We start from the raw sequence: 13,663 nt of genomic DNA, 5'->3' as shown, positions 1-13,663 counted from the left end.
AATTTAACTCGCCATTTTCTTAGCTACCTCTTGAACATTATCTAAAACACGCAACAAATTGCCGCTCCAAAGCTTTCCAATTTGCTCTTCGGTATAACCGCGTTTCACAAGCTCTAAGGTCACATTAAAAGTTTCGGAAGCATCATTCCAACCTTCAATACCACCGCCGCCGTCAAAATCACTGCTGATCCCCACATGGTCAATTCCTATTTTGTTGACCATATAATCAATATGATCCACAAAATCCGCCACGTTCACTTGTCCTGGAGCATCTTTAATAGTCTTTAATTTGGCGTCAACAATAGGGCTAACCTTTTTTATCACATCAGAATAAGCTTTACGTTCCGTTTCGTTTAACTTTTGACGGTCATTCCAATCCAAGAAAGCAACATTCATGGAATCCATAACAGTTAAGGTAACCTCTTTTTTAAAATCTCCGTATTTTTTGCTCTTCTCAGTGTTTAAATACGCGGGAAATGCAACTGCCTGCGCAACACCGCCGCTTTTCTTGATCCATTCTAACTGTTCATCATCCAAGTTTCTACTGTGATCGCACAAAGCTCTTGCTGATGAATGCGAAGCAATTAGTGGCGCTTCCGATATTTCCATCATATCACGCATCGCTTCTTTACTAGGATGTGACACATCAACCATCATTCCCAAACGATTCATTTCTTTGATGACTTTTTTGCCCAATTCACTCAATCCATTATGCAACCAGATAGAATCTCCTTCACCTGTGTTACTGTCACTCAATTGGCTATGGCCATTGTGAGCTAAGGACATATAACGTCCGCCCAAATTATAGAACTTTTCAACGTTGGAAATATCCTTTCCAACAGGGTATCCATTTTCAATACCAATCATGGCCACTTTTTTCCCTGATTTAACAATACGTCGTACATCATCTGAAGTAAGTGCTAATTCAATTTGATCTGGTGCGATTTTTTCGACCAATTTGTGGATGGCAGTAAATTTATTCATCGCCTCTTGATAAGCTTTCTTAAAACCTGCATCAGTCAACTCTTCCTGTCCTGTATAAGCAATAAACCAAGCCACATCCAAGCCACCTGCATTCATTTTTGGCAAGGTTACCTGAGATCCTAAATCCTGAGTGTAGTTGACCGCATCTGTGAAGTTTTCTACATCAATATCACAATGTGTGTCCAATGTGATCACACGCTCATGAATGCCTCGTGCTCGCTCTATGAGCGCTATAGAATCTTGTTTTGGATCGTTTTCTGTCATTGGTTTTTTGTCATTTTTACAGCTCATAAAAAGCGCTAGTAAACTTAGGGAAAGCATAGTTTTTTTCATTATAAGGTATAGTTTTAGTTAGGACAAGTTACAAAAATGAATTAATGTTGCTTTAAATTGTATATTTATTTTATGCATACACATTTTTTAATCGCGCTCTTGCTGTTGACGAGCTGTAAAGAAGAACCGAAAGAGGACTCTGATTTTTTTTGGGATTCCGTTACGGTCACGGCAAGCGCCTATAACTCAACACCGCGGCAAACTAGTGCCAATCCGCAAATCACTGCTTTTGGCGATACCTTAAAACCAGGCATGAGATATATTGCCGTGTCTCGCGACTTATTACGAAAAGGACTTAAATACAACACGCCCGTGGTCATTGAAGGTTTTGAGGGCTATTTTTTGGTCAAGGACAAAATGCATAGGAAATGGAAGAATCATATTGATATTTATATGGGCATTGATGTGGATTCAGCAAAACAATGGGGCAGAAGAAAGGTCTGTATTGATTATAGATTGCCTGAAGAGGCCTATGATTATTAAAACACGAAGCGACCTCGATTAGACGGCTTCGTGTCTCAAGAGTTTTACTTTATTTGAGCTTCCGAAGGAACAAAAGGATAAGCTTCCTTGATTTCTTTGATTTCAATCGCATTTAATTGGTCTGGCGATTTTCCAAAAACGGCAGAAACATAAACTTCTCTAAGTTCATAGTAAGCTTTAGAAAGCTCATGCTGAACGGTCATAATGGTGGCGTAACAGGTAAAATCATAAGATGTGTTTAACACTTTTTAACTGTCAATCCGTTAGTTCTAAGTAGCTTAAAATGTCAAAACGGCATATTTGACGTAAAAAATGTCATAAATGCCGGCACTTTCCACTTTGGTATTTATTTTGAAATGTATCCATCGAAATAATAGTCTAACTTAAAAATTTGATACACAATGAGTACATTAGCAACCATGCCAAATAACGGCAACGACGTTTCAACAAAAAGAAACACTTCTACATTACCAGGTTTATCATCTTGGGTTGATAATTTGTTTGAAAGCGGAATGGGAACAGGATTCTTATCTAATTTCAACACTGGCATGACACTTCCAGCGGTAAACATTAAAGAAAATTCGGATGAATTCTATTTAGAAATCGCTGTCCCTGGAATGAAGAAATCAGATTTTAATATTGATTTAGATAATAAAATCCTTTCCATTTCTTCAGAAACAAAAGAGGAACATGAAGAAAAAAAAGATAATTACACCCGACGTGAATTTGGTTATTCTTCATTCAAGAGAACCTTTACCTTACCAGACACTATTGAAGCTGATAAAATCAAAGCAGAATATAAAGATGGTATTTTAACGGTTCATTTACCAAAAAGAGAAGAGGCTAAGGAAAAACCTGCAAAACGTATTAGCGTTTCTTAAGAAAGAAGAAACCGAAAAGTCAAAAAGAGAAACCTGAACAGTTTCTCTTTTTTTTATTAGTATGAAACATGCATGAAATTAATTTAAGTATCAGAAAATCATCATATAAAACAGTGGGGCTATTAATTTTTATCAACAATAGCCAACATTAACTTTTATAAAACCTTAACTTTGGGAAAATTTTTTTGACGAGCCCTTTTTATGACAGAAATAGTAGAGCAATTTAGCAATCCAAAAGCCAAAAAGGATCTTTATGATTATCAGCTAGCTGATCTCAATAAGATTTTTGAGGTGATTGACACCGCTCCGGATAATTTTAATTTACTGTACCAACTTCCGACAGGAGGAGGGAAGACGGTGATATTTTCTGAGATTGTCCGACGCTATATTAAAAAACATAATAAGAAAGTAGTTATTCTTACCCATAGGATAGAGCTGTGCAAACAAACCTCAAAAATGTTGACGAGTTTTGATGTGCATAACAAAATCATCAACAGCCATGTCAAGGAACTTCCAGACCAAGATCAATATCAATGTTTTGTGGCCATGGTGGAGACCTTAAACAACCGTCTCAATGATAAAAAATTACGGTTGGAGGATATCGGCTTGGTTATTATTGATGAGGCCCATTACAATTCGTTCCGAAAGCTTTTTAAATTCTTTGAAAACTGTTTTATACTCGGCGTTACGGCAACCCCGTTAAGTTCGAACATCAAATTGCCGATGAAGGACAATTACCAGAAACTTATTGTGGGTGATGACATTTCGACCTTGATAAAAAATGGGTTTTTGGCTGAAGCAGACTTGTACAACTTTGATGTGGAATTAAACACGTTGAAGATTGGGATCAATGGCGATTATACCGTTAAATCATCAGAAACGCTCTACACAAATTCTTATATGTTAGGCAAGCTTGTATTTGCTTATGAAGAGATGTGCAAAGGCAAAAAAACTTTGATTTTTAATAACGGAATTAACACCTCGAAAGAAGTTTATTACGCCTTCCAGCGCGCAGGTTATAACGTCAAGCATTTGGACAATACGTGCACCAAGCAGGAGCGAAAGGATATTTTGAAATGGTTTAAAAACACCCCTGATGGTATCTTGACCTCTGTAAGTATTTTAACCACAGGATTTGATGAACCAACAGTGGAATCGGTTATTTTAAATCGTGCCACACGTTCGTTGACCCTGTATTTTCAAATGATAGGAAGAGGTTCACGTATTTTAAAAGACAAGAAATCATTCTTGGTTTTGGATTTAGGGAATAACGCGGTTCGTTTTGGTCCGTGGAATCAATCGGTAGATTGGCAACACATTTTTAAATACCCAGACCTTTATCTTGAGAACATCCGAAATGACGAAGATATTGAGCGCGATTTTGTTTATGTGATGCCAAATTCAACTAGGGAACGATTCGGTAAATCTGATAGTGTCGATTTTGATATGAAAGCAGAATACGAAAAAGCAATTTTAGAAGGCAGAAAATCAATTACAGCCATTGAGCGCTCTATTGAACAGCATTCTCAAATGTGCATAACCAACGCTGAAACTATTTTTGAAGCCAGGGATTTGACTAAATTCCTGCACGACGATATTTCATACAGAATCAAACAGTATTCTTATTGTATGATGAACAGTACTCAGAATTACAAAGATTGGCTCATGGAAGAGTATATTAGAAAACTCCGCATAAGTTTTAATGGCAAGTTTTAACGTTTCCTTTAAAATTATAGTCAGAATTAATTGGTAGTTTCGCTAATAGGTATGGTTCTTGATTCTCAGAATCCAAATCAGTTTTAAGCTTATGAAATTTTTCAAATATAAACTTTTAGGCGTTTTTTTTCTTGTGACTATGTTTAAGGTAGAGGCGCAGGAAATCCCGATTAGGAGCATTCCGATTCCTGCCGTTGAAAAGAAAGACGAAAAGAAAGAGCCCGCACCTACGCCTGTCAAAATCGAGCCTGTAAGCAAAGAAGAGCAACCTACTACTGAAAGTCCCATCACATTTAAAAAAAAGAACACTGAGTTTTCAATGTTTGACGATAGCACCTTACGTGACCCTGGAGAAATCTTTGATCAAAAATGGAACAAGAAAGCTGTGGAACAAGGTTTTAAGATGCCAACCATGGAGGACCAGTTTTTGGGCAACTTCGCAATCACAGGAATTAAAGCCAATATCAGATGTAGAGACCACGAATATCCAGATGGCGACCGCGTTCGGGTTTTTGTCAATGGCGTCGTTTTTATAGTCGATTTATTATTGACAGGAAATTTCAAGAGTTTTGCTGTGCCTTTGGTGGAGGGGATCAATAAGATAGAATTTGTCGCGCTCAACCAAGGCGAATCTGGCCCCAATACAGCGGAGTTTGAAGTGTATGACGATAATGGCATCCTTGTTTCTTCAAAAAAATGGAATCTTTTAACGGGTGTTACGGCAAGTATTATTCTTATTAAGGATAAGTGATTTACTAAAATAAGGGGAAGAAGGGTCCTTTAGCAATCACATGATAATTCCATTCATTGGCGGCACTCTGTATTTCGCTCACCTTCACAACGCGATCGGTATGGACGGTAAACTCTAAAGGGAAAGTATCTGCAAAAATCACTTTTACCACACCTTGAACTTTTAAAATTGCAGCTTCCAATTTTGTTTTTTCAGAGGCTTCATTCACATCGGTCGTAAATGTTTTACCGTGATTGCCAGGGATTATATTATCAGTGATATAGGTCATAGTATGAAGTGATTTTAATAAGGTTATTAATATAAATTTAGATAATTAATTGCACTTCACCTAATTGAAATATTTTAAATACTATGTTTTGATACCTGACGATGCTAACTTCTTAATTTAAAGTTTTTTGTAGCGTCTATATAAATAAATTGCCTCTTTAGGCTGAACAATCAATAAGCTGTCAGAAAACATGTTGTGATTATTAACGAAAACACCCTATAATTGCAAGAATAGTAGTTTGGTAGACAATATTTGAAATCTATCTCTTATATTTGTAAGATGGATATGAAATTAATGACTAAATTCTTAAATTCATAAACCCTATTTTAAGTACTTCCTTAGGCTTTGGACATTTACAATTCTAAAAAATTGAATATTCAAAGAATTTTTAGTATTTTCAATATTAACCTTTAAAACATATTTAAAAAAAAGAATGGCTAAGTCGCAACAGACCTTTAACAAAATTGAAAAAGAAAAAGCACGTGCTAAGAAACGTGACGAAAAGAAAAAGAAAAAAGAAGCCCGTAGAGCGGAAGGTGGAACCGATGGGATCCAGTTTGCTTACGTAGATGCTTACGGTAATTTAACAGATACCCCACAGGATCCTGCAGATAGAATCATTGTAGATGCTGAAGACATTGTTTTAGGTGTTCCTAAGAAAGAAGAAGGTGAAGAAGAAGATCCTGTAAGACAGGGTAAAGTTTCTTTTTATGACAATTCTAAAGGCTTCGGGTTTATTATTGATATCGAAAACAATGAAAAATACTTTTGTCATGTGAGCGGACTCTTAGATGATATCGCTGAAAACGACAAAGTGACTTTTGAGTTGGAACGTGGTATGAAAGGTATGAACGCGGTGAAAGTAAAGCGCGTTTAATCTACATTTAATTCCTCAACCTTAATAACTTCTCCAGGTTGCATTTTGTTCAAATAAATGTGACCTACACGAACACGCACCAATCTCAAGGTAGGAAAACCAACGGCAGACGTCATTTTACGTACTTGTCTAAACTTTCCTTCATTTATTGTAATGGAAATCCATGAGGTTGGTCCATGACGTGGATCTCTAATACTTTTTGAGCGTTCTGAAAACTCAGGAAGTTGCTCCAATTTAAAGACCTTACAAGCTTGGGTGTCATATTTGATGCCCTCAAAACCTATGGTTACACCTTCTTGAAGTTGAGCTAGTGCAGCTGCGGTAATGTCGCCATCCACCTGTGCATAATATTCTTTTTCAATAGCACTACTACAAATGGTATTGCTTAAAAATCCATCCGTAGTCAACAATAAAAGTCCTTCTGAATTTTTGTCCAAACGGCCAATAGGCATAACACCTTCTGGAAATTCAAAAAGCGCACCTAAGAACTTTTTATTGCGTTCATGCCTGGCATTACTCATAAATTGACTAAGGTATCCAAAAGGTTTATTGAGCAGAAAATGTACGTGTGTCAATGGTTTAGATGTCTCCATTTAAAATGCTGTAAACCAATTCTTTGCTCATTTTTTTTCCTTCAGATTTTCTTCGCACATCATCAAAAGTAAATCGAAAGTCGCAGCCTTCTTTAAAATGGCTGCAACCATAAGCGGTTTTTCCTTTTATGACGGTTCCTTTCTTGCATTTTGGACAAGTCAAGCTGTCTGGAACTACTTTTTTAGCCGATTTTTTTGGCTCCAATACCAATTGGAAGTTGTCATCAAACCTCACCAGGCCTTCAACTTCTCCAACTTCGGTTTTAAATCCTTTAAGATTGACGGTGGAGCCTTTTTGCAGCAGTCGGATAAATTGTTTTTCCGAAATGGTTTTATCACTAAATTTAAAAGGCAAAACGAAACGACAGCCATTTTTAAAATCGCTACAGCCATAAGCGGATTTACCTTTAATCAAGTGTCCTTTTTTACACTTCGGACAGATTTCTGAGGTTATTCCTTCCTTTTTCTTGATTTCTTTTTTAATGATGGCCTTTTCTTCTGTTTTTTCATGGGAGATATTGGCGCGCTGGGTTTCACTGCGTACTTCATAAACCAAAGCATCCACCATTCTTTTCATATTGGCGATGAACTGGGCGGCGCTATAGGTGCCTTTCTCAATATCTTTCAATTGCTTTTCCCACATTCCGGTCAATTCGGCCGACTTCAATAACTCATTTTGAATGGTATCAATCAGTTGAATGCCTATTTGCGTTGGTAGAACTTGCTTTTTATTACGCTCAATATATTTACGTTTAAATAAAGTCTCGATAATATTGGCGCGTGTTGAAGGACGGCCAATCCCATTTTCTTTCATCAGTTCGCGCATCTCATCATCATCTACCTGTTTGCCGGCAGTTTCCATCGCACGTAGTAGGGAAGCTTCTGTAAATTGATTGGGCGGTTTGGTCTGTTTCTCCAAAAACGAAGGTTCGTGCGGGCCTTTTTCACCTTTAACAAACGATGGCAGCAAATTTTCTTTTGCGCCGCCGCTGTTTGACGTGGCAGATTCAAATACCACACGCCAACCTTTGCTCAAAACTTCTTTCCCGGTAGCTTTAAAGTTTACATCGGCAGCTTTTCCAATCACTGTGGTATTGGATACCGTAGAATCCTCATAAAACACCGCTATAAAACGTCTGGTTATGATGTCATAAACCTGCTGCTGATTGTATTGCAAACTGCTTTCAACACCTGTAGGAATTATAGCGTGATGGTCCGTGACCTTTTTGTCATTAAAGACCTTAGGCGATTTTTTAATCTTTTTGCCTAAAAGTGGCGCGGTTAAAGGCGCATATTTTGACAGGTTTTGTAAAATTCCGGATACTTTCGGGTAAATGTCGTTAGGTAGAAAAGTGGTGTCCACTCTTGGATAGGTCACAACTTTTTGTTCATATAATTTCTGAACAATCTTGAGAGTTTCATCTGCTGAAAATCCAAATTTCGTATTGCAGTAAACCTGAAGTCCAGTTAAATCAAATAACTTTGGAGCGTAATCTTTTCCTTTTTTCTTGGTAATGGAGACGATCTCAAATTCGTGCTCTTTAACTTTATTGGCCAAGACCTCGCCATCTTCCATCTTGGTAAAACGGCCTTCCTCATAACTGAACAAGGTGTCTCGATACAATGTTTGCAATTCCCAATAGGGTTGGGGAACGAAATTTTCAATCTCCTTAAATCGGTTGACCACCATGGCCAAAGTTGGCGTTTGTACGCGCCCTACCGACAATACCTGTTTATAGCCACCATGTTTTAGGGTGTATAAACGTGTGGCATTCATTCCTAAAAGCCAATCTCCAATAGCGCGAGAAAAGCCCGCATAAAAGAGATTATCATACTGTTCTGACGGTTTTAAGTTGTCAAAACCTTCTTTTATCGCTTCTGCGGTCAAGGAAGAAATCCATAAACGCTGCACTTTTCCTTTATAATTGGCCTGAGATAAAACCCAGCGCTGAATCAGTTCCCCTTCTTGACCAGCATCCCCGCAATTGATGACGACATCAGCTTTATCAAATAATCTTTTAACGATATTAAATTGCTTTTGAATACCAGCATTGTCTACCACTTTCGTTTGGAACTTTTCCGGAAGCATGGGCAGATTATTCAAATCCCAACTTTTCCAGTGTGGTTTATAATCGTTGGGCTCCATCAGCGTGCACAGATGCCCAAAAGTGTAGGTCACTGCATAGCCATTGCCTTCATAGTAACCATCATGTTTACTATTAGCTCCTAAAATAATAGCAATCTCGCGTGCTACACTGGGTTTTTCGGCAATACAGACTTTCAAAATTGGGATTTGTTTTTTTAAAATTTGAGTTTGCAAAGTAAAACTTTTTTGAGGACATAACGTAAGGATTATGATGAAAGACCTCTCAGTCGCATTGAACATCTTACGACATGAACCTGCTACACCTTGAGACGGGACACGCTGATTTCAACAGATATTCATTGATTTTTTGACACGAATTTCACGAATTTACACGGATTGCGATATGCAATTACAAAGAGATTCGCAGAGATTTCACTGAGTTTCACAGAGAATAATTGATTTTATAAAGCCAAAGATTAACAGGCTCACAACTTAGCGCCTTCGCGGCTCTAAGAGAGAATTTTCAATTTCTTAATACTTAATTCCCATTACTTATTACTACAAATACATTACCACCACACCACAAAAAATTTGCGCAGCACATCATTTTCCTTGAGCCAACATAAAGGAGCCATTTCTTTATCGAGCCACCTTGTAACTTCCGATGTAAACGCATCATAATTCAGCCAATTCACTTCCTTATCAACGGCCATCAACCAATTAATTTTTTCTGGAATATAAAATTGTGCTGTTTTGAATTGGTTGAGTTTGTCTTTCTTCACATAAAAACCGTGGAGACATTCCGGATTAAGTTTGAAAAATACTTTCTCGGGATAGTTGAACGGCAAAAACAATTGTGCCTTGAACAACACTTGTTGTCTGATTTCCTCGAGATTCATTTCTAAATCTTTAAGTAGGGATTGAGTTTTAGGATGGTAGAGGAGCGGCAATTGCTTGTTTTTCAGTTTGTCCAATTTCTGAAGTAAACTGTCCTTTCTATTCGGACCGATCCAATGCGACAATTCGTCATTGCCTTCATTGGGATCATACAAATAAAATTTAAAAATGATTTCCAAATGAACGGGACCATTTTGAGTCATTAAAAGTGCGTCCAATTCGCCAATAGTTCTTTTATGATCTTGTATCTGTACATTTTCGGCCAAAATTTCCCAAGACATATCCTCGACCAATTGATGGAATACAAAACGCTCTACCAACTTTCCCAAACGGAGGTGTTCGGTCAATTTTTTTGTAAAGGGTTGCGGTATTGAACTCTCTAAAAAACACTGTTGTAGGTCATAAACTTGAGCTCCATGCCACAATAAAGAGCTGTTTAAATAGCCTTCAAAATTCCGTTGTAAATTTTCTGTATCCATAAATTTCTATGGCAAATTACAAATATCTTTTAAACTTATAATTGCAAGACCACGCTAATACTCATATCTTTGCACTTCTTATTAAGATATAACCCGCTTTAGCACTACAATAGAATGTCTGTAAAAACAGTTTCAGAAAACTTAGAACGTCAAACAGGAAAAGATTTATATAACTATCAAAAGAAAGCCATTGACAAGGTATTTAAGGCTTTTGATGAAGCTCCTGATGATTATCATTTACTTTATCAGCTGCCAACAGGTGGTGGAAAAACGGTTATTTTCTCTGAAATCGTGAGACAGTATTTAAAGAATCACGATAAAAAAGTAGTCATCTTAACCCACCGTATTGAATTGTTGAAACAAACGTCCAAGATGTTGACGGAATTCAGCGTATCGAACAAAGTGATAGACAGTAAGGCGAATTTGGACGATCAGGAAGACTACAGCTGCTTTGTGGCGATGGTGGAAACCTTGAACAACCGTCTGCAAGAGGACATGTTGGATATTTCAAATGTCGGTTTGCTGATTATTGATGAGGCGCATTACAACTCGTTTACCAAGCTTTTCAAATATTTTGAAAACTCTTTTATCCTAGGTGTTACTGCAACTCCATTGAGTTCCAACAAGGATTTGCCAATGAAGGATAATTATAATGAACTCATTACGGGCGAAACTATTGAGTCCCTTGTTGAAAATAAATTCCTTTCCTCGGCTGAAACCTATCAATATAATGTAGGTTTGACATCCTTGGAAGTCGGTTCCAACGGCGATTATACCGTGAAATCCTCTGAAGATTTATATACCAATACAGACATGCTTAGAAAAGTGGTATATGCTTATGAGCAACATTCACTGGGCAAGAAAACCTTGATTTTCAACAATGGTATCAACACGTCTTTGCATATCTATGATACTTTTAAAAGAGCGGGATATACGATTGCGCATTTGGACAATACCGCGACTAAAAAAGAGCGTAAAGCCATTTTAAAATGGTTTAAGGAAACGCCGAGCGCCATTTTAACTTCCGTAAGTATTTTGACCACTGGATTTGATGAACCTTCCGTAGATACCATCATTCTTAACAGAGCGACTAAATCCTTGGCCTTGTATTACCAAATGGTAGGGCGTGGATCTCGTATCTATAAGGATAAGGAAGTGTTTAAAATCATCGATTTAGGTAATAATATGCATCGTTTTGGTCCTTGGGGTGCTGATATTGACTGGCAGAAAATATTTGGTTCGCCAAATTATTATTTAGACAGCATTATCAATGACGATGACATTGAAGCCAATTTCAGATATGAAATGCCCGATGCGATCCGCCAGGAATTCGCTAATTCTGAAGAAGTCTATTTTGACATGAAACAGGCATATATCGATTCGGTCAATAAAGGCGATTCGTCTAAAGTGCTTTTAGAACAATCCATTGCGCACCACACTAAAATATGTGTTGAAAACAGCGAAGACGTTTACGATGCCTTGGGGTTGATGAAACTATTGGAAGATGATATCAACCACCGATTGGAACGCTACACACAATGTATTAGCAAGAGTACCTTCAATTTTGTAAAATGGCTACATGATGATTACCGTATGAAATTACGTGCTTACATCAGAGAAAACTTTGATGCTGTTTTTGAGGAAATTCATGGCCATCCGCCATTAGATTAAGTTTAAACGAATCTAATTTCGACTTTTCTAAGTAACACGTTGATTCACGGACAAATACGGAGGTTGGCGATTTTAAAGAACTAAGGCTCAATGCCTACCAGCTTTACAGTATATATTTTCACGATCCTTAGAGAAAATACCATAGCATAAAAAAAGACCTTATCTGTTAATCATGATAAGGTCTTTTTCGTTTGATGTCTGTTTTGATTTTGATTATGATTTTCCAGATTTAAAGTTTTTCAGATTTCTAAATTTGAAATTAAACGATGTCAGGAATAAATATTCCAAATGATTCTATTCAACAATTATTAGATAGCATTGGAGTCTAAGAATGTAACTTTTTAGTTAGGAGCTTAAATTGAAAACGACATTGCAATACAAAAGTTTCGGCACGAATGAGTCAATAAATCATTAGCTATCTTAATATGGTATAATAGTTCGCAAACTGATGGCGATAATTAAAACTAGAAGATACAATGTGAAAAAGTTTTTTTAAACTAATTTATAAGCTCAAATAATAGCAGTAAAACACACTGCAGTCCTATTAATAATAAGACTGTATTGGTATCAATCGATTGTTTTTAGGCAGGCTGGCTAATTTTTAGATAAGGACCTGCTAAAATTTTGTCAGCCCCTAAGACAGCTTCTTGAGGCGTTAGGCTCAATCGAGCTACATTGTCATCACTTATTGATAAGCAATTTAATACGTCTACTTTATTTTAGTCGCCGTACCTTTCTCAATATGCTTTTGCTGGCTACCATGCTGAATGGCCAAGCTGTATTCAAAGGTATAAGAGTCCTTAGATGTGGATAAGATCTTCATATGAATCGCTTTTTCTTCACTCATATTTTTCGGATTGATATGCTTCATGATAAATTCGCAATCGTTTATCCAACGGATTGAAGCTGTATCGATCTTATTTTCATAATAATCAATGTTGGTGCTATCAGTTCTCACAAAGCGCCCTATTTTTTCAACACCATCGGTGGTGTATTTAAACTCAAACGTACCTGTTCTAAAATCTTTACATTCGCGTTCTTTATTATAACAACTTGTCAAAAGGAGTAAGCATATAAAAGCTAAAGGTAATTTCATGTTCATTGGGTTTAGATGCAAAACTAACCAAAAGAAATTCATTGAGTAACGAAAACCCTAAAAGTTAATGAGCCCATTTGATTGATAAAATTAATTAGCCTTTCACAAATTCCTTAAAAGTACCATCCTTATAAAAGATAACAATCTTATCAATGCTCTTGTCTGCACTTTCTGACTTTAGATTAGCTGTTGGACCCGGAGTTTCTGAATTTCGTTTTATTTCCACATTAGATTCTTGAGGCTGGGAGGGAAATTTACCTTTTCCATTCAATAGCCAATAGAGTTCAACTTCGGGATAGTTGGCTAAAATTTTCAAGACAAAATCTAGGCTTGGCTTATTTCGACCAGATAAAATATGCGAAATACTTGAGCGCTGAACACCAATTTTATCAGAGAAGGAAGAAGCTGTTTCGGCGTAGTAATCGATGACTTTTTGTAGTCGCTTTGCAAAATCATCAGTGTTTATCATTGTAAACTTAAGTTTCGGAATTAAGAGTGTTACAAATGTAATAAATAGAATCCTTTTATTGCTATAGGATAGTAAATAT

14 protein-coding genes are annotated in these 13,663 nt (G+C 36.9%); 6 read left to right on the top strand and 8 right to left on the bottom strand.

Translation table 11 applies throughout. The features are described 5' to 3' along the window. Nucleotides 1-3: 3 nt before the first annotated feature. Nucleotides 4-1,317: a dipeptidase gene (locus tag ACOH2D_RS00135; RefSeq protein WP_449534034.1), complete on the bottom strand. Its 1,314-nt coding sequence runs from the start codon at nucleotides 1,315-1,317 to the stop codon at nucleotides 4-6. Between the two features lie 72 nt (nucleotides 1,318-1,389). Here ACOH2D_RS00135 and ACOH2D_RS00130 point away from each other — a divergent pair, with 72 nt between their 5' ends. Continuing rightward, nucleotides 1,390-1,800 carry a 3D domain-containing protein gene (locus tag ACOH2D_RS00130; RefSeq protein WP_449534033.1) on the top strand — a complete coding sequence of 137 codons (411 nt, stop codon included), beginning with the start codon at nucleotides 1,390-1,392 and terminating at the stop codon, nucleotides 1,798-1,800. A gap of 44 nt (nucleotides 1,801-1,844) precedes the next feature. Here ACOH2D_RS00130 and ACOH2D_RS00125 read toward each other — a convergent pair whose 3' ends face one another. Further along, nucleotides 1,845-2,045 (bottom strand): hypothetical protein, encoded by a 201-nt coding sequence (locus tag ACOH2D_RS00125; protein WP_449534032.1) that lies wholly within the window; start codon nucleotides 2,043-2,045, stop codon nucleotides 1,845-1,847. Nucleotides 2,046-2,201: 156 nt separating this feature from the next. Between ACOH2D_RS00125 and ACOH2D_RS00120 the strand changes: the two genes are divergently transcribed. The 3 genes from ACOH2D_RS00120 (at nucleotide 2,202) to ACOH2D_RS00110 (ending at nucleotide 5,148) form a co-directional block, all read left to right on the top strand. Beyond that, nucleotides 2,202-2,681, top strand: coding sequence for an Hsp20/alpha crystallin family protein (locus tag ACOH2D_RS00120; protein WP_348036599.1), 480 nt, complete (start codon nucleotides 2,202-2,204; stop codon nucleotides 2,679-2,681). 201 nt (nucleotides 2,682-2,882) lie between these two features. Beyond that, complete coding sequence (locus tag ACOH2D_RS00115; RefSeq protein WP_348036600.1) at nucleotides 2,883-4,397, top strand: DEAD/DEAH box helicase; 1,515 nt, start codon at nucleotides 2,883-2,885, stop codon at nucleotides 4,395-4,397. 91 nt (nucleotides 4,398-4,488) lie between these two features. Next, nucleotides 4,489-5,148 (top strand): hypothetical protein, encoded by a 660-nt coding sequence (locus ACOH2D_RS00110; protein WP_449534031.1) that lies wholly within the window; start codon nucleotides 4,489-4,491, stop codon nucleotides 5,146-5,148. A gap of 4 nt (nucleotides 5,149-5,152) precedes the next feature. Here the strand turns inward: ACOH2D_RS00110 and ACOH2D_RS00105 are convergent, their stop codons facing one another. Further along, nucleotides 5,153-5,416 carry a heavy-metal-associated domain-containing protein gene (locus tag ACOH2D_RS00105; RefSeq protein ID WP_348036602.1) on the bottom strand — a complete coding sequence of 88 codons (264 nt, stop codon included), beginning with the start codon at nucleotides 5,414-5,416 and terminating at the stop codon, nucleotides 5,153-5,155. A gap of 433 nt (nucleotides 5,417-5,849) precedes the next feature. Between ACOH2D_RS00105 and ACOH2D_RS00100 the strand changes: the two genes are divergently transcribed. Beyond that, the gene (locus ACOH2D_RS00100) at nucleotides 5,850-6,293 is read left to right on the top strand and encodes a cold-shock protein (protein ID WP_348036603.1); all 444 of its coding nucleotides are present in this window, start codon (nucleotides 5,850-5,852) and stop codon (nucleotides 6,291-6,293) included. Here ACOH2D_RS00100 and ACOH2D_RS00095 read toward each other — a convergent pair. The 3 genes from ACOH2D_RS00095 to ACOH2D_RS00085 all read right to left on the bottom strand — a co-directional run bounded on the left by ACOH2D_RS00095 (nucleotide 6,290) and on the right by ACOH2D_RS00085 (nucleotide 10,348). Continuing rightward, nucleotides 6,290-6,886: a pseudouridine synthase gene (locus tag ACOH2D_RS00095; protein WP_449534030.1), complete on the bottom strand. Its 597-nt coding sequence runs from the start codon at nucleotides 6,884-6,886 to the stop codon at nucleotides 6,290-6,292. The two genes, ACOH2D_RS00100 and ACOH2D_RS00095, sit on opposite strands and share 4 nt — an antisense overlap. Continuing rightward, nucleotides 6,873-9,170 carry a type IA DNA topoisomerase gene (locus tag ACOH2D_RS00090; protein ID WP_449534145.1) on the bottom strand — a complete coding sequence of 766 codons (2,298 nt, stop codon included), beginning with the start codon at nucleotides 9,168-9,170 and terminating at the stop codon, nucleotides 6,873-6,875. The genes ACOH2D_RS00095 and ACOH2D_RS00090 overlap by 14 nt, the downstream gene beginning before the upstream one ends. A 371-nt stretch (nucleotides 9,171-9,541) precedes the next feature. Beyond that, a complete protein-coding gene (locus ACOH2D_RS00085) occupies nucleotides 9,542-10,348 on the bottom strand; it encodes a DUF1853 family protein (RefSeq protein ID WP_449534029.1) in 807 nt (268 codons plus the stop codon). Between the two features lie 114 nt (nucleotides 10,349-10,462). Here ACOH2D_RS00085 and ACOH2D_RS00080 point away from each other — a divergent pair, with 114 nt between their 5' ends. Next, nucleotides 10,463-12,019, top strand: a complete 1,557-nt coding sequence (locus ACOH2D_RS00080; RefSeq protein ID WP_348036606.1) for a DEAD/DEAH box helicase — start codon at nucleotides 10,463-10,465, stop codon at nucleotides 12,017-12,019. 709 nt (nucleotides 12,020-12,728) lie between these two features. Here the strand turns inward: ACOH2D_RS00080 and ACOH2D_RS00075 are convergent. Beyond that, nucleotides 12,729-13,115, bottom strand: a complete 387-nt coding sequence (locus ACOH2D_RS00075) for a hypothetical protein (protein ID WP_348036607.1) — start codon at nucleotides 13,113-13,115, stop codon at nucleotides 12,729-12,731. A 94-nt stretch (nucleotides 13,116-13,209) separates the two neighbouring features. Continuing rightward, entirely contained in the window at nucleotides 13,210-13,584 is a 375-nt protein-coding gene (locus tag ACOH2D_RS00070) for a helix-turn-helix domain-containing protein (RefSeq protein ID WP_348036608.1), read from the bottom strand. Between the last annotated feature and the right edge of the window lie 79 nt (nucleotides 13,585-13,663).

This window comes from Gelidibacter sp. (assembly GCF_053579655.1).
Note: the sequence above shows the minus strand (reverse complement) of the source record. Positions and strands in the feature narration are given on the sequence as shown.